Source organism: Thauera aminoaromatica S2 (genome assembly GCF_000310185.1).
GTDB lineage: Bacteria > Pseudomonadota > Gammaproteobacteria > Burkholderiales > Rhodocyclaceae > Thauera > Thauera aminoaromatica.
The window spans coordinates 1-15,341 of the sequence record NZ_AMXD01000031.1 but is presented as its reverse complement, the minus strand read 5'-3'; the positions used below and the strand labels follow the sequence as shown (position 1 = coordinate 15,341).

20 protein-coding genes are annotated in these 15,341 nt (G+C 66.6%); 11 read left to right on the top strand and 9 right to left on the bottom strand.

The window, feature by feature from the left end; genetic code table 11:
• Nucleotides 1–208: 208 nt before the first annotated feature.
• The 4 genes from C665_RS07065 (at nt 209) to C665_RS07050 (ending at nt 4,179) form a co-directional block, all read left to right on the top strand.
• Nucleotides 209–2,056 carry a phosphoenolpyruvate carboxykinase (GTP) gene (locus C665_RS07065; RefSeq protein WP_004303938.1) on the top strand — a complete coding sequence of 616 codons (1,848 nt, stop codon included), beginning with the start codon at nt 209–211 and terminating at the stop codon, nt 2,054–2,056.
• Nucleotides 2,057–2,178: 122 nt separating this feature from the next.
• Entirely contained in the window at nt 2,179–2,475 is a 297-nt protein-coding gene (locus C665_RS07060) for a hypothetical protein (RefSeq protein ID WP_004303936.1), read from the top strand.
• The gene (locus tag C665_RS07055; protein ID WP_012584844.1) at nt 2,465–2,980 is read left to right on the top strand and encodes a nucleotidyl transferase AbiEii/AbiGii toxin family protein; all 516 of its coding nucleotides are present in this window, start codon (nt 2,465–2,467) and stop codon (nt 2,978–2,980) included. Before C665_RS07060 ends, C665_RS07055 begins: the two co-directional genes overlap by 11 nt.
• Nucleotides 2,977–4,179, top strand: coding sequence for a pyridoxal phosphate-dependent aminotransferase (locus C665_RS07050; protein ID WP_004303932.1), 1,203 nt, complete (start codon nt 2,977–2,979; stop codon nt 4,177–4,179). Before C665_RS07055 ends, C665_RS07050 begins: the two co-directional genes overlap by 4 nt.
• A 331-nt stretch (nt 4,180–4,510) precedes the next feature.
• Here C665_RS07050 and C665_RS07045 read toward each other — a convergent pair whose 3' ends face one another.
• From C665_RS07045 to C665_RS07035, 3 genes are all read right to left on the bottom strand, one after another.
• On the bottom strand, nt 4,511–5,425 hold the full coding sequence (locus tag C665_RS07045) for a lytic transglycosylase domain-containing protein (RefSeq protein WP_040828737.1): 915 nt from the start codon (nt 5,423–5,425) through the stop codon (nt 4,511–4,513).
• A gap of 358 nt (nt 5,426–5,783) precedes the next feature.
• Nucleotides 5,784–6,311, bottom strand: coding sequence for a 1,6-anhydro-N-acetylmuramyl-L-alanine amidase AmpD (gene ampD, locus C665_RS07040; RefSeq protein ID WP_004303928.1), 528 nt, complete (start codon nt 6,309–6,311; stop codon nt 5,784–5,786).
• Entirely contained in the window at nt 6,308–7,195 is an 888-nt protein-coding gene (locus tag C665_RS07035) for a transposase (protein ID WP_051021687.1), read from the bottom strand. Before C665_RS07035 ends, ampD begins: the two co-directional genes overlap by 4 nt.
• Before the next feature lie 209 nt (nt 7,196–7,404).
• Between C665_RS07035 and C665_RS07030 the strand changes: the two genes are divergently transcribed.
• Nucleotides 7,405–7,725: a type II toxin-antitoxin system PrlF family antitoxin gene (locus tag C665_RS07030; RefSeq protein WP_040828726.1), complete on the top strand. Its 321-nt coding sequence runs from the start codon at nt 7,405–7,407 to the stop codon at nt 7,723–7,725.
• A complete protein-coding gene (locus C665_RS07025; RefSeq protein WP_004303924.1) occupies nt 7,722–8,072 on the top strand; it encodes a type II toxin-antitoxin system YhaV family toxin in 351 nt (116 codons plus the stop codon). The genes C665_RS07030 and C665_RS07025 overlap by 4 nt, the downstream gene beginning before the upstream one ends.
• A 681-nt stretch (nt 8,073–8,753) precedes the next feature.
• Here the strand turns inward: C665_RS07025 and C665_RS07020 are convergent.
• From C665_RS07020 to C665_RS07010, 3 genes are all read right to left on the bottom strand, one after another.
• The gene (locus tag C665_RS07020) at nt 8,754–9,893 is read right to left on the bottom strand and encodes a porin (RefSeq protein ID WP_004303922.1); all 1,140 of its coding nucleotides are present in this window, start codon (nt 9,891–9,893) and stop codon (nt 8,754–8,756) included.
• 173 nt (nt 9,894–10,066) lie between these two features.
• Complete coding sequence (locus C665_RS07015) at nt 10,067–10,468, bottom strand: type II toxin-antitoxin system VapC family toxin (protein ID WP_004303921.1); 402 nt, start codon at nt 10,466–10,468, stop codon at nt 10,067–10,069.
• The gene (locus tag C665_RS07010) at nt 10,465–10,731 is read right to left on the bottom strand and encodes a type II toxin-antitoxin system Phd/YefM family antitoxin (RefSeq protein ID WP_004303919.1); all 267 of its coding nucleotides are present in this window, start codon (nt 10,729–10,731) and stop codon (nt 10,465–10,467) included. The genes C665_RS07015 and C665_RS07010 overlap by 4 nt, the downstream gene beginning before the upstream one ends.
• A 132-nt stretch (nt 10,732–10,863) precedes the next feature.
• On the opposite strand from C665_RS07010, the gene C665_RS07005 reads away from it, so the two are divergent.
• The 5 genes from C665_RS07005 to rpoH all read left to right on the top strand — a co-directional run bounded on the left by C665_RS07005 (nt 10,864) and on the right by rpoH (nt 13,273).
• Nucleotides 10,864–11,112, top strand: coding sequence for a type II toxin-antitoxin system Phd/YefM family antitoxin (locus C665_RS07005; RefSeq protein ID WP_004303917.1), 249 nt, complete (start codon nt 10,864–10,866; stop codon nt 11,110–11,112).
• Entirely contained in the window at nt 11,105–11,515 is a 411-nt protein-coding gene (locus C665_RS07000) for a putative toxin-antitoxin system toxin component, PIN family (RefSeq protein ID WP_004303915.1), read from the top strand. Before C665_RS07005 ends, C665_RS07000 begins: the two co-directional genes overlap by 8 nt.
• Nucleotides 11,516–11,656: 141 nt before the next feature.
• Nucleotides 11,657–11,920: an antitoxin gene (locus C665_RS06995; protein ID WP_004303913.1), complete on the top strand. Its 264-nt coding sequence runs from the start codon at nt 11,657–11,659 to the stop codon at nt 11,918–11,920.
• Entirely contained in the window at nt 11,917–12,336 is a 420-nt protein-coding gene (locus C665_RS06990) for a type II toxin-antitoxin system VapC family toxin (protein WP_004303911.1), read from the top strand. The genes C665_RS06995 and C665_RS06990 overlap by 4 nt, the downstream gene beginning before the upstream one ends.
• 85 nt (nt 12,337–12,421) lie before the next feature.
• Complete coding sequence (gene rpoH, locus C665_RS06985) at nt 12,422–13,273, top strand: RNA polymerase sigma factor RpoH (protein ID WP_004303909.1); 852 nt, start codon at nt 12,422–12,424, stop codon at nt 13,271–13,273.
• Between the two features lie 63 nt (nt 13,274–13,336).
• On the opposite strand, the gene C665_RS06980 is transcribed toward rpoH, so the two are convergent.
• The 3 genes from C665_RS06980 to C665_RS06970 form a co-directional block, all read right to left on the bottom strand.
• Nucleotides 13,337–13,942 (bottom strand): SCO family protein, encoded by a 606-nt coding sequence (locus tag C665_RS06980; protein WP_004303907.1) that lies wholly within the window; start codon nt 13,940–13,942, stop codon nt 13,337–13,339.
• Nucleotides 13,943–14,245: 303 nt separating this feature from the next.
• Nucleotides 14,246–14,725 carry a nuclear transport factor 2 family protein gene (locus tag C665_RS06975; RefSeq protein ID WP_197068775.1) on the bottom strand — a complete coding sequence of 160 codons (480 nt, stop codon included), beginning with the start codon at nt 14,723–14,725 and terminating at the stop codon, nt 14,246–14,248.
• Nucleotides 14,726–14,736: 11 nt separating this feature from the next.
• The coding region (locus C665_RS06970) for an SDR family NAD(P)-dependent oxidoreductase (protein WP_004303904.1) at nt 14,737–15,341 on the bottom strand (605 nt) is incomplete at its 5' end.

Genomic DNA, 15,341 nt, shown 5'->3' with positions numbered 1-15,341 from the left:
GATCGTTACGATCGCATTCATGGCCGCGTGCCGGCCATGGCATAATTATGGGCTCAACCGTTGGCGATCTGCCCGAGTGGCGCTCGCGAGCGGAGGTCGGAGCGCCCGCCACGGGCGCCCATGCAGCCCGCCGGCCAGGCAGCCCCTGCAACAACGATGGCCGACCGACGGGAATGGTTTCGCATCACAGCACGGGAGAGCTGTACACATGTCTCAGAACCACGCCCAGGCGGCCATCGCCGCTGCCCCCGAATACGTCCGCCACGAAGGCCTGAAGAAGTGGGTCGGCGAGATCGCCGCGCTCACCGAGCCCGACCGCGTGGTCTGGTGCGACGGCTCGCAGGAGGAGTACGACCGCCTGTGCGCCGAGATGGTCGAATCCGGCATGCTGATCAAGCTGAACCCGGAAAAGCGCAAGAACTCCTTCCTCGCCTGGTCCGACCCCTCCGACGTCGCCCGCGTCGAGGACCGCACCTTCATCTGCTCGCAGGACAAGGCGGACGCCGGCCCGACCAACAACTGGGAAGCCCCGGAAGTGATGCGCGAGACCCTGAACGGCCTGTTCAAGGGTTGCATGCACGGCCGCACCATGTACGTGATCCCGTTCTCGATGGGTCCGCTCGGCAGCCCGATCGCCCACATCGGCGTCGAGATCTCCGACAGCCCCTACGTCGTCACCAACATGCGCATCATGACCCGCATGGGCCGCGGTGCGGTCGAGGTGCTCGGCACCGACCGCGAGTTCGTGCCCTGCGTGCACACCGTGGGCGCCCCGCTCGCCCAGGGCGAGAAGGACAGCCGCTGGCCGTGCAACCCGACCACCAAGTACATCGTGCACTACCCCGAGACGCGCGAGATCTGGTCCTACGGCTCGGGCTACGGCGGCAACGCCCTGCTCGGCAAGAAGTGCTTCGCGCTGCGCATCGCCTCCACCATGGCGCGTGACGAGGGCTGGCTGGCCGAACACATGCTGATCCTCGGCGTCGAGTCCCCCGAAGGCGAGAAGTCCTACGTCGCCGCCGCTTTCCCGTCGGCCTGCGGCAAGACCAACTTCGCCATGCTGATCCCGCCGAAGTCCTTCGACGGCTGGAAGATCACCACCGTCGGCGACGACATCGCCTGGATCAAGCCCGGCCCCGACGGCAAGTTCCGCGCCATCAACCCCGAGTACGGCTACTTCGGCGTCGCCCCCGGCACCTCGGAGAAGACCAACTTCAACGCGATGGCCACGCTGAAGGAAAACATCATCTTCACCAACGTCGCACTCACCGACGACGGCGACGTGTGGTGGGAAGGCATGACCAAGGAGGCCCCGGCCCACCTGGTCGACTGGCAGGGCAAGGACTGGACGCCCGAGATCGCCAAGGAAACCGGCCGCAAGGCCGCGCACCCGAACGCGCGCTTCACCGCGCCGGCCAGCCAGTGCCCGTCGGTCGATCCGGCCTGGGAAGATCCCGCCGGCGTGCCGATCTCGGCCTTCATCTTCGGTGGCCGCCGCGCCACCACCGTGCCGCTGGTGTACCAGGCCTTCAACTGGAACTTCGGCGTGTACATGGCCTCGACGCTCGGCTCCGAGACCACCGCCGCCGCCTTCGGCGCGCAGGGCGTGGTGCGCCGCGACCCGTTCGCGATGCTGCCCTTCTGCGGCTACCACATGGGCGACTACTTCAACCACTGGCTGCGCATGGGCCACGTGGTCGAGGACACCCCCAAGATCTTCTGCGTGAACTGGTTCCGCATGAACGAGCAGGGCCAGTTCATGTGGCCGGGCTTCGGCGACAACATGCGCGTGCTCAAGTGGATCGTCGACCGCTGCAAGGGCAAGATCTCCGCGAAGGAAACCGCGCTGGGCTGGATGCCGCGCTTCGAGGACCTCGACTGGAACGGCGCCGACGTCGGCCGCGAGGAGTTCGAGGCGCTCACCAAGGTCGACGCCGACGCCTGGCGTGCCGAGCTGAACTCGCACAAGGAGTGGTTCGACAAGCTGCAGGACCGCCTGCCGCGCCAGCTGGTGCTCAAGCGCGAGCTGTTCGAACTGGCGCTGAACGCGGACTGAGCCTGAGCTTGCCCGCTCCGAAAAAGCGCCGCAGTCCGGCGCTTTTTCTTTTTCAAGCCCGAAATTGAAGCGGCTGGGGGGACAGGCTAGACTAGCTGCTCCCGAGGCCAGGGAAAACGATCATGACGGTTCGACACTTTGCCGACCTGGAGTCGATGTCGCATCACCAGCGCGAGCAGGAGCTGATGCAGGCAATCCGTGTTCAGGGCATGTCGGTCGCTGCCTTCAGCGCCTGGCTCAGGCAGGCCCTCGACCCGCTCCAGCAGCTTGCCGGCCCCGCGCTCGATTTCGATATCGACGCCGGCCGGGCGAGGGCGCGCCACTTCACCAGCCGCGAAGAAAAGCAGCGCTTCGACGAGGCGCGCGAACTCGATCGCGCGCTTCGACTTGCGCTCGACCGGCGTCGTGATGAGCACTGAAAGGAGACGGGCTCCACGGACCAGCGACGTCCGGCGAGTCGCACGAGCCCTGCAGGAACACGGCGTCGAGTATGCGGTGATCGGCGGAATCGCGATGGCCCTGCACGGCTTTCCGCGTGCGACGAAGGACATCGACCTTTTCCTGCCCGTCGCGGCCGAGAACAACAAGCGCTTGCTGGCCGCACTGGCGACGATCCCGGAAAGCCGCGAGGTCTTGCGAGAGCTCAGGCAGGAGTGGCTGGATCAGGGCTTTTCGACCGCTGCGGACGGCGAAATCAGCATCGATCTCCTGTTCGTCGCGGCGGGCCACACCTTCGAAGCGCTTCGCCCACACCTCCAGACGGTGGTCTTCGAAGGCGTCCCGATCCGCACCCTCGATATCGACGGCATGCTGATGACGAAACAGACCTCGCGCGATACCGATCTACCCGACCGCAAACGCTTGCGACAACTGCGCGACGCCCTGCGTGCAGCGCAGGCACACCGCCCCCCGGACTCGAAATGACCGCTTCCCCGACTTTCCGCTCTACGCTGCTCTCGCAACGCGCTGCCGACATCCAGCCCTTCCACGTCATGGAACTGCTGCGCCGCGCGCGCGAACTCGAGGCGCAGGGGCGCGACATCATCCACATGGAGGTCGGCGAGCCCGACTTCGGCACCCCGGCGCCGGTGGTCGAGGCCGCCACCCGCTTCCTCGCCGGCGGCGACGTGCATTACACCCCGGCGCTCGGCCTGCCGGCGCTGCGCGAGGCGATCGCGCGCTTCTATCACGACCGCTTCGGCGCCGACGTCGCGCCCGAGCGCATCGTCGTCACCGCCGGCGCCTCGGGCGCGCTGATGCTGGCGCTCGCCGCCACCACCGATCCGGGCGACGAGTGGCTGCTGCCCGACCCCGGCTATCCCTCCAACCGTCACCTGATCCGCGCCTTCGAAGGGGTCGCGCGCGCGCTCGCGGTCGATGCCGCGAGCCGCTACCAGCCCCGCCCCGAACAGGTCGACGCCGCCTGGGGCGAGCGCACCCGCGGGCTGATGGTGGCGACACCGTCCAACCCCACCGGCACGCTGCTGTCGGTCGCGGAGATCGCCGCGCTGCACCGGCGCACCCGCGCGCGTGGCGGCGTGCTGCTGGTCGACGAGATCTACCAGGGGCTGACCTACGGCGTGGAATCGGCCAGCGCACTTGGCGATCCGGTGCTGAACGCGGCCGACGACGTCTTCGTGGTGAACAGCTTCTCGAAGTATTTCGGCATGACCGGCTGGCGGCTCGGCTGGCTGGTGGCGCCGGCGGGCTTCGTGCGCGAGCTCGAGAAGCTCGCCCAGCACTTCTTCATCTCGCCGTCGACGCCGGCGCAGCACGCCGCGCTCGCGGCCTTCGCGCCGGCGACGATCGCGATCCTGGAGGAGCGCCGCCACGAGTTTGCCCAGCGCCGCGACGTGCTGCTGCCGGCGCTGCGCGCGCTCGGCTTCGGCATCGCCGCGGAGCCGCAGGGGGCGTTCTACGTGTATGCGGACGTGTCGGCGCTCGCCGACGACTCGGAAGCGCTCGCGCGCCGGATGATCGAGGAAGCGGGCGTGGCCGCGACGCCCGGCCTGGATTTCGGCCACCACCTGCCCCGCCGCCACCTGCGCATCGCGTACACCACGCACGGCGCGCGACTGCTGGAGGCTGCGGAGCGGATCCGCCGACTAGGACTGGGAAGCTGAGCCGGAGGCCGCTCGCCCGAGGGGTGGGCGGTCGGCGCCTGCGACCGGCGCCAAACTTCGATCGGCGCCCGAATCGCGACTTGCGTCGCTCCTACGGCAAGACCCGCAGAGCCCCGGCGTAGGATGCAGCAACGCCCCACGCCCTCGAAACCGCCCCGGCTGCGATGAACCGCCCCGGCTGCGATGTAGGAGCGACGCAAGTCGCGATCCCCCCCGCCTGCGATGTAGGAGCGACGCAAGTCGCGATCCCCCGCCGGGCGCGGCGTAGGATCGACGCAAGTCGCGATCCCCCGTCCGACGCCCCGCCCGCGCGCTTGCAGGGCGCAGGAACTCAGCTCGCCTGCTCCGCGCTGGAACGATCGCGGCCGGCGATCAGCATCAGGCGCTTCTTCAGCGCCATGACCTTGCGCGTGTAGCGTGCCTTCGGGTCGTTGAGCGCACCGTTGTAGTACTGCAGCGCGCGCTGCATGCTGCCGTAGCGCTGCAGCCCCTCGTGCAGCACCAGGGTGCCGACGCGGACATTGACCTCGGGATCGAACAGGACGTTGCGGCCGCGATTGGGACCGATCTTGTCCTTGTGATAGCGCGGAATCACCTGCATCAACCCGAGCGCGCCCATGTTGCTGACCGCGCGATGGTTGAAGCTCGACTCCACCGCCATGATCGCGACGATCAGCAGGGGGTCGAAACCGAGTTCCTCGGCGTGCGTCTCGGCCGCGGCCAGCGCGGGCTCGATCGTCTCCTCGGAAACCTGGTAGGTGTCGGCGATCCAGTCGCGCACACGCTCCATCTCGTCCGAGAGCGCGCCCTCGTCCTCGAATGGGTTGTCGACCAGCGCCGCGATGTCGCGCAGCGCAGGCTGGTGGAAGACCGGCGGGATCGGCTCCGCCACGGCGCGCGCGGCCTTGCGCTCGATCAGCCCCGGCGCGGCCACCGGCAAGCTCTCGTGCAAGCGGGTGGAGGCGGCGAGGGACGGAATCGAGGCCGCGAAGGAGGGAGCCGAAGCGCCCATCTCGCCCCGGCGGGGGGCAAAGGACAGCACCGAGGCCATGGCCAGTTCGGAAGCGGTCGGTTCGGCCTGCAGGCCGAGGACGTCGCCGTAGCGCACATCCGCCGCACCCGCCCCTTGCGTGCCGAGCCAGCTCATGCCCATGAGACCAACGGAAAGAACTGCACCGTGCGCCAGACTGCGCGCAGCGCCGCCCGCCTGACGCGCGAGCGCCTTGAATCGAGTTGCGTGTTTCATGGTGTCCTCCATGCTGTGGCCTGAGTCCTGCCGTGGAAGAGCCCTGTGGTGGGGGCCGCCCGGTGCCGCCCTGTCGGGCAGCATCCGCGTCGCTCGGCGGGTTGGCCGGCACGACGGGCAGGAGTACTCGGTCGCCAGTAGGTGTTAAGACCCATCGCCGCAACCAGACGACGGGCCCCGCGGTGCGTGCGTCCATGAAACTGCGTCTCCCTTCCAGGAGGCGCCGCACCGAGATCGGATTAGGAATGTTGCAATGCAACAGGGAGCGGATTGTATTCGCTCACAGGTTTATTGTCAAAACCTGACGCCCCCCGGGCAACAGCAAGAAACACTTGAATTTGCGGGAAGTTTCAACCGATCAGCAGCTTGCGCGGCGCTGTTCGCGCAACGCATCAAGGCGCTTCCAGTCGAAAAAAGGCCCCGGATCGGTCTTGCGACCGGGCGCGATGTCGGAGTGTCCCACCACCGCCTCGATCGGATAGCGCCGCTCCAGCGCGACGATCAGCGCCGCCAGACGCTCGTACTGCGCGGGCTCGAAAGGCATCGTGTCGCAACCCTCGAGCTCGATGCCGATGGAGAAGTCGTTGCAGCGCTCGCGCCCGTTCCAGCACGACACCCCGGCATGCCAGGCGCGGCGATCGGGGTCGACGAAGCACAGCGTCTGTCCGTCGCGACGGATGAAGTAGTGCGCCGACACGCGCAGGTGGTGGATGGTCGCGTAGTAGGGGTGGGCTTGCGGATCCAGGGTGTTGGTGAACAGTTGCTCGACTCCGGGGCCGCCGAATTGGTCGGGGGGGAGGCTGATGGCGTGGATGACGATCAGGCGGACGAGGGCGCCGGGCGGGCGCTCGTCGTGGTTGGAACACAGTGGGGTCAGGTCTTTCATTTACTCGTTTGCTCGCTTGCTCGCCCGGCGCCGGGAGGCTGGCGCGCCTTCCGGCCCTTGGCGACGATCCGGCTGATCGAACTGTAGTGGAGGCCGAAGAATTCGGCGAGTTGCGCGAGGGTGAAGGCGCCGGAGGCGGCGGCCTCGGCGATCGCGGCATCCCGCGACGGACAGCCTTCCGAGTACGCCTGCAAGGACGCGCCCTGCGGGCGGCGCTGCAGCCGCGGCACTTCGTTCAGGCGCCCGTCGTCCGGCACCGTGCGCGCCATCTCGTCGGCGAAGGCCTGGCTGCCCAGGTAGATCTGCGCGTTGAGACGGTCCCAGATCGGCGGCAGGCCGACGCCCGCGCGGACGAAATCTTCATATCGACGCACGGCGGCCGTGCGCTCCGTCCCGAACTGGCCCAGCACCCAGTCCGTCGCCAGCCAAGGGGGCGGATCGGCCAGCCCCATGAGCGCGCGATGGCTGCTCCAGGGCCACTCGCGCGCATCGCCGCAGAGGCCCGCGCGCACGGGATTGAGCACCACATAGCGGGACAGCTCGACGAGGTAGGCGTCGGCCTCGACCAGGATCGCCTTGTAGCGCCCCTGGAAGACGTGGCCGATGCGACCGTGGCGTCGATTCACGGCCTGGGTGTACACCCCGTTCAGCTGCCTCATGCCACGGGAGAGGTTCGCCTCGGCCGTCTCCACGACCAGATGATAGTGATTGCCCATCTGGCACCACGCGTGACAACGCCAGTTGAAGCGGTCGCACACCTCGCCGAAGACATCGAGCCACAACAGGCGATCGGCATCGTCGGCATAGATCGGCTCGCGACGGTCACCCCGCGAAGTCAGGTGGTACACCCCTCCGGCAAGCTCGATTCGCAACGGCCGCGCCATGATCCTCTCCCAGGGCAGGAACAGTGCGAATTATCCCGAATAGATAATCCGGAAGGCAAGACCAAAGCAAGAGCTCGCGTCCACGGCGGGGGCGGGTGAATGAGCAAATGAAAGACCTGACCCTAGGGGTCCCCTTTATTTCCGCCACTTGACAAAGTAAGGATCGTTCCTTACTTTCAGCCTCAATATCGATTCCCCGGAGGCTCACCATGCCGGCAATTCACGAAGTCGCAACCATCACATCCAAAGGTCAGATCACGCTACCCAAGTCCATTCGTCAGGCCCTGGGGGTGGATGTTGGAGGCAAGGTCGCCTTCGACCTCACCGGCGACCGAGTGATCGTGACGCGCGCAACCGAAATCGCGCACGAGGATCCCGCAATCGGCAGCTTCCTCGCTATTCTCGAAAAAGATATCCGTTCCGGCCGGCACATCACGATGCTACCCGACGATCTGACGCGCTCGATGCTCGCTGCGCTCGGCAAACACGTGGATCTGCGCGAAGACATCGAAGGCGACGTCGCGCTGTGATCCAGCGTCACGGATGGAATCTGCTCTTCCACGATTGCCTGATCGCGCAGCTCCAGAAACTGGATGCCGCTGCCGCGCGCGTGCGGGCGCAGGATCCAGAGCGCTACGAATCCAACGCAAACACCAAGCTGTTTGCCGCGCTGGCGAATTTGATCTTCGAGACCGTTCCAGGCGATCCGAACAGGGAAGAATACCGACAAGGCAATACCATGGGGCCGGGGTTCAGGCACTGGCGCCGCGCCAAGATCGGCCGGCGCTTTCGGTTGTTCTTTCGCTTCGACTCCAAGACCAGAATCATCATCTTTGCCTGGGTGAACGACGAGAACACCTTACGCTCGGCAGATTAGGAAGGTGGCGGCGTAAAACGCGAAATCGTGGCCTGTCCCCGACTTCCGTTGCGCACCAGGCGCTCGGACCGCGGGGAGCCCATCAACCCGCGCAGCTCGAGCACATCGGGGAAGGATGCGCACGGGGCGTTCCTTCGGAGGCTGCGGAACTCGCCCTGCGGGCTCGGACAGTCCTCGCCTCTCCAGGAACACCCCGCACGCATCCGGGAACCGTGGGCGCATCACGACCGAAAAGTGGAACTCGATGGGGGCGAAGCAGGCGCACCGCGAAATGCTTCCTGCCCCCGGCCTGCAGCACTCAACTGACTGCGGAGAAGGGGCGACGCATTCTGTCGCACGCCAAGGGCCGCGCCGCCACAATCACCGTAGCCCGGGATGTTGGGCATTCCCGGCGCAGGCGAGGACTGCCCGAGCGAAGCGAGTTCCGCAGCCTGCAGAAGGAATGCCCCGCGCGTCCCCGGCGGATTACGAGCACAGCGGGAAAGAGACACAAAAGTGGGAAATCGTGGTCTATCCCCCATTTCCCATCACGAAGCCACCGACGGGAGGGAAATGAGCAAATGAAAGACCTGACCCTGGAGCCCCCTCCGACCCTGGAGCCCCCCTTGATCTCGTGGGCGTAGACGAAAAAACGGGAGCCGAAGCTCCCGTTTTTACTTTCAAACCTGTCGAGGTGACAGATTAGAAGGTGTGACGCACGCCGACGGTGAAGATGTCGGAGTCGTCGCCGGTGTTGGTCGACACGGTCGGGACCAGGCCGAACTTCGAGGCGTTGCTGTCGTTCGTGGTGCGGTTCCAGCCAGCGTACGCGGTGGTGCGCTTCGACACAGCGTGGGTATAGGCCAGGGTGTAGCTTTCGGCACCAGTCTTGTTCGCGTTGTCGTAGTCGACTTCGCCGTAGGCGAGGTGGACGTTGCCAGCGGCGCCAACCGGAACGATCACACCAACTTGCCACAGGTCGGCATCGTTGTTGTTGGTGTTGGCCAGCGACTCAGCGTTTTGATACGAAGCAGCCAGCTTCACGATACCGAGGTCGTAGCTACCGCCGACACCCCATTCCTTCTGCTTGCTGCTATTGCCAGTGAAGCTATTACCCTTCGACAGTTGATACACCGCACCAACCGCCAGCGGGCCGTTCGCGTAGTCCGCGCTCAGGCCGTATGCGTCGTCGTAGCTGGGCGAAGTGCCCGCAACCGCCGGAGCCACCGCGCCCGAACGGGTCAGTTCGTTGCCGCGAGCAGCCCAGATGCCGCGAACGGTCAGGCCCGAGAACGAACCGGTGTAAGCGACCGAGTTGTCCCAGCGAGCGGCGCTGTTCGGGGTGATGGTCATGCCGGCATTGTTCGACAGGATCGACTGCGGCGAAATGAAGGCACCCAGGACGGCATCGTAGTTGAAGAAATAGCCCGGAGCGTACTGACGGCCGACGCTGACGGTGCCGAAGGCGCCGCTCAGGCCAACATAGGCTTGGCGCGAGAAGACGGAGTCGCCGTCGGTCGTGTCGTTCGTCGAACCATACTCGGGGCCAGCAGTCGCGCCGGAAGCGGAACCAACGGCCGGCGAAGCAATGCCGTTACCGATGTCGAAGCCCTGCTCCAGGACGAAGACGCCCTTCAGGCCGTTGCCCAGGTCTTCGCTGCCCTTGAAGCCGATGCGGCTGCCCGACAGGACGCCACTCAGAACACCACGGAAGTCGGTGTCGCCGTGCGAACCGGCGGCCAGGCCAGCGTCAGCCACACCGTAGATGGTCACGTTCGACTGAGCGAAGGCCGGGGCCGAAACGAGGCCGGCGATGGCCAGCGCGATCAGTTTCTTTTGCATGTGTTTCTCCTCAAATTTGAAGTTGAGACCTTGGCACCTGCCTTGGCCCTACTCACCTCTCTGGCGAGAAGTTGGAGCGATTCTGCAAACCTGCCGCCCGCCTTGCAAGCCTGGAAGCGCTAAAACGCGACATTCCAGGCTTTGGTGTTGCGGACGTGCAACAGAACGCCCGATCAGCGCCGCGCATCGAGCCGCGGCAGGCCCGTATTCCATGCCAACAGCTTCTCGTCGGCCGTCACCAGTGTCGCGTTGCGCACGCCTGCGGTAGCGGCGATGAAGCGGTCTGCCGGGTCGCGATTCAGATCCGCAAACCCTGCCGCCGCCAGCACGATGCGTCCATCGAGCGCAATCTCGACCAGCCCCGCGCCCAGCAGGCCCGCCCGCCAGCCTTCAACAGCAAGCGGCAGGACGATGCGCCCCTTGTCCGCAAGCATTGCGCATTCCCAGAAGCTGATCGCGCTCACCGCGACCTCGCCCGCGCGCCAGGCCTGTTCGATGCGCGCACGCGCCTGCGGGCCGATCGCGGCATCGTCGGCATCCATCCAGATGAGCACATGCGTATCGAGGACGATCACGACAAGGCCTCCCAGTCCTGGTCGGCGACCGGCGACACGATGTCGCCCAGGATGCGCACGCCCGGGTGCAGACCAAAAGGCGACGATGCACGCGCGCCCTGATAAGGATGCAGCTCGGCAACCGGCTTGCCGTTCTTCGTGACGACAAGGATCTCGCCCGAGGCCGCCACCTGATCCATCAGGGCGAGGCAGCGAGCCTTGAATTCGGAGGCCTGGATGGTTTGCATGGTCGTACTCCCTGGATAATCGATGACCATGATCATGACCATGGTTGCATGCGAATGCAACAAGGCCTTGGGGCATGCTGCATGCCCGGGTTCATTCAATACAAAATTGCGCACATTTTGTACAAAACATACAATTCAAACTCACCAGAACGAAAAGGAGTGGCAACCATGCGCACTGTCTCCGCCACCGAAGCAAAGCAAGGGCTGGCCGGCGTGCTCGACCTGGCCGCACACGAACCGGTCGTGATCCGCCGCCAGAAGCGCGATGTCGCGGTCGTTCTGTCGATGAAGGAGTACGAGCGCCTCACACGACTCAACGTCGCCGAGTTCCAGCGCTTTTGCGACGCAGTCGGCGAAAAAGCCGCAGCGGCGGGACTGACCGAGGACAAGCTCGCCGAATTGCTCGCCGATGACTGAATTCCTGCGCTTCGTCGTCGACACGAACGTGCTCGTCAGCCGCCTGCTGGCACCGCGCAGCACCGCCGCCCAGGCGGTCGATCAGGCGCTCGCCCGCGGCAACCTGCTCGGTTCGGAAGAAACCCTGGCCGAGCTCGTCGAAGTGCTTGCACGGCCCCAGTTCGACCCGTATGCATCTCGAGAAGACCGGCGCGAGTTCATCCGTCTGCTCGGCGGCGTCATGCAGATCGTGCCGATCCTCCGCAGGGTGGCGGCCTGCCGCGATCCGCGCGACGACAAGTTCCTGGACGTTGCGCTCGCAGGCGAAGCCGCGGCGATCATCAGCGGAGACAAGGATCTGCTCGTGCTGAATCCCTGGCACGGCATTCCCATCCTGACGCCAGCCGAGTTCCTCATGCGTTGAATGAAGGGCGCAGCGCAGCAGACCGGTCGGCTTACGAGTTCGAGGCATAGCCCGCCCACTCGAAACAAACAACGGACGTTTGCGCTGTTGCTACGCGAGCACTAAAATACACACGCCAGCGTATTTACAAGAGGTGATGCCATGGAAACACTGCCCAGCCGCGTCTTCAACAACGGCAACAGCCAGGCGGTCCGCATCCCGGCAGAGTTCCGCCTCGACACCGACCGCGTCAGCATCACGCGCAACGACGCGGGCGACCTGGTGATCCACCCCTTGCGGGTACAGCGTGGCACCGCGCTGATGCAGGCCCTGAAAGCGCTGGGCGAAGTGGACGACGACTTCGTCGCCGCGCTCGAGGCCGAGCGGGAAGCGCCGCTGCCGGTGCAGGAGCGCGAGGCGCTGTGATCTACCTGCTCGACACCAATATCCTGATCTACCTGATCAAGAACCAGCCGCCCAGCATCGCGCAGCGCATCGACGCACTTCCTGATAGCGACACCCTGTGCATGTCTTTCGTGACCTGGGCAGAGTTGTTGAAGGGCGCCGAGCGCAGCACCCGCAAGACGGAGGTGCTGCGGCGGCTGAACTCCCTGGCGCGCCAGATACCGGTGCGCTATCCCGCCGACCCAGCCATCTGCCGGCATTACGCGGAACAGGCCACCCGCCTCAAGGAGGCCGGCACACCGATCGGCGCAAACGACCTGTGGATCGCCTGCCATGCACTGGCCGAAGACGCCACCGTGGTCACCCACAATACGCGCGAGTTCAGGCGCATTGCTGGTTTGCGCGTCGAGGACTGGGTGTCCTCCGACGAGGACTGACGAGGACTACTCCGGAACTCCCGCCGCCCCTTAGCACTCTCACGCCCCGAGTGCTAAGATTGATGCGCAAGGAGGACCCCAGCCCATGTCACAAGCCCTGACTTTCCCCGTTCCCGCCGCCGGCAGCCTGGACCAATACATCCAGAGCGTGAATCGCATGCCCATGCTGAGCGAGCAGCAGGAGGTGGAACTGGCGACGCGGCTGCGCGACGAGGGCGACGTGGATGCGGCACGGCAACTGGTGATGTCGCATCTGCGCGTCGTCGTGGCGATCGCGCGCGGATACCTCGGCTACGGCCTGCCCCACGCCGACCTCATCCAGGAAGGCAATATCGGACTGATGAAGGCGGTCAAGCGCTTCGACCCCACGCGCGGTGTGCGTCTGGTGTCGTTCGCGATCCACTGGATCAAGGCCGAGATCCACGAATACATCCTGAAGAACTGGCGCCTGGTGAAGATCGCCACCACCAAGGCGCAGCGCAAGTTGTTCTTCAACCTGCGCGGCATGAAGCAGGACAGCAGCACGCTGCAGCCCGCCGAGGTGCGCTCGATCGCGGCGCAGCTGGGCGTGAAGCCCGAGGAAGTGGTGGAGATGGAGACGCGCCTCACCGGCCGCGACATCCCGCTCGACGCCGGCAGCGACGACGAGGACGAGCGCTTCGCACCCATCGCCTACCTGCCCGATCCGCACGCCGAGCCCTCCGAGCAGGTCGAGCAGGCTCAGCTCGCCCGCCTGCAGGACAGCGGCCTGCGCGACGCGCTCGCCAGCCTGGACGAGCGCAGCCGCGCGATCGTGCAGCGGCGCTGGCTCGCCGAGGGCGACAGCGCCACGCTGCACGAGCTGGCGGCGGAATACGGCGTGTCGGCCGAACGCATCCGCCAGATCGAGGCCAAGGCGATGCAGAAGATGCGCGGGATGCTGGCCGCGGTGGCGTGACCACCCGCCCCAGACAGCGAAACGGCGGCCCGAGGCCGCCGTTTTCCTTTGGCGCGCGCGCCCTCACTTCCCCGCCAGCAAGGCCTTGATGTCCGCCACGACCACCTGCGGGTCCTCGGCGTGCCTCACGTACAGCCGCGGCCGGCCGTCGGGGCCGAAGACGTAGGTGCCGGCGGTGTGGTCGATGGTGTAGTGGCCGGCGAGGTCACCGCTCTTGCGGTAGAACACGCGGAATTCCTTCGCCAGCTCGGCGATCTTCTCGGGCGTGCCGTAGAGGCCGAGGAAGCGCGCATCGAACACCGGCACGTACTGCGCGAGCAGCTCGGGCGTGTCGCGCTCGGGGTCGACGGTCACGAAGAGCACCTGCACGCGCTCGGCGTCGGGGCCGAGCTCCTGCATCACCGTACTCATGCCCGACAGCGCGGTGGGGCAGACGTCGGGGCATTGCGTGTAGCCGAAGAAGATCGTCACCACCTTGCCCTTGAAGTCGGCGAGCGTGCGCTCGCGGCCGTTGTGGTCGGTGAGGCGCAGCGTCTTGCCATAGCTCGTGCCGGTGATGTCGGTGCTCTTGAACACCGGCTCGGCGGGCGTGCAGCCGGCGAGCAGGAGAAGGGGCGCGATGACGGCGAGGAGGAGGGTGCGCAGCGGCGCGCAGAGGCTGGAGGGCATGAGGGGACGGGCAAGCGGATCAGGAGTCGATGATAGTCCCTTCGTCAGCACGCCGGAACCCGCGCCGCAACGGGGAATCGCGACTTGCGTCGCTCCCACGAGAAACCGCCGCGTGTCCGAAGGCCCCTGTGGGAGCGACGCGAGTCGCGATCGCAGCGCTGGAGCACGCGCCGACGCGGATTCCCCGCGCGGCGGGGATCGCGACTTGCGTCGCTCCTACGAAAAACCGCCGCGCCTTCCGAAGGCCCCTGTGGGAGCGACGCAAGTCGCGATCGCAGTGCGCCCGTCACCTCCCCCCACACCTCACCCCGCCGACATCCTGCGCCGCAGCCAGCGCAGCGGGGCGCCGATCAGCGGCAGCTTCTCGTACAGCTCCTCGGCGGCATCCCAGTAGTCGCGGTGCAGCACCACGCGGCCGTCGGCGTCGAAGCGCAGATGCGTGACACCGCGCACCACGAGTGGCCGTCCGCGCAGCGCGAAGTGGAACGCCCAGCCCAGCATCGCCTGCTCGCCCTGCTCGATGCAGTCTGTGACCTCGAAGCGCGGCGCCTCGGCGGTGGCGAACATGTGCGCGAAGATGCGGCCGATGGCGGCGGTGCCGGCGACCTCGTTGAAGGGGTCCTTGAAGCGCGCGTCGGGGGCGTAGAGCTGGTCGAGCCCAGGCAGTGCGGCGGGAGTGAGCGTCTCGTAGAAGCGCGCCAGGCGCCGGGCGGGAGATTGCCGCACGGGTTCCGCCGAAGCGGCGCTCGATGGAAGGTGCTCCGGAGGCTTCGGGTCGGTCATGGCGGCAAGCCCTACAGGCCAGTTGCGCGGCGGATCAGCGCGAAATACAGCGGCCGCGGCAGCAGCTGCAGGAGCTTGAGCGCGCGCGTGAAGCGCTTCGGGAAGTGGATCTCGAAGTCGCCGCGCGCGAAGCCGTCGACGATCGCAGCGGCCGCCTGCTCGGGCGTCTGCAGCGCGGGCATGGCGAAGTCGTTCTGCGCGGTCAGCGGCGTGGCGACGAAGCCGGGGTCGATCAGGAAGACGCCGATGCCGCGCGGCGACAGGTCGAGGTGGAGGACCTCGGCGAAGTTGATCAGCGCCGCCTTGGACGGGCCGTAGACGAGCGCCTTCGGCAGTCCGCCGTAGCCGGCGACGCTGCCGACCAGCGCGATGGCGCCGTGACCCTGCGCGAGCAGGGTCGGCAGGACTGCCGCGGTGCCGCTCATGGTGCCGACGAGGTTGGTCTCCAGCGTCTCGCGCACGGCCTCCGCAGTGAGCTCCCAGGCGCGCAACGGGCGGTAGGTGCCGGCGTTGAAGACCACGAGATCGATGCCGCCCCAGGCGGCGAGCAGCCGGTCGCGCGCCCGTTCGATCTCGCCCGCGCGCGACAAGTCGAGCGCAAGCGCGAGCACTCCGG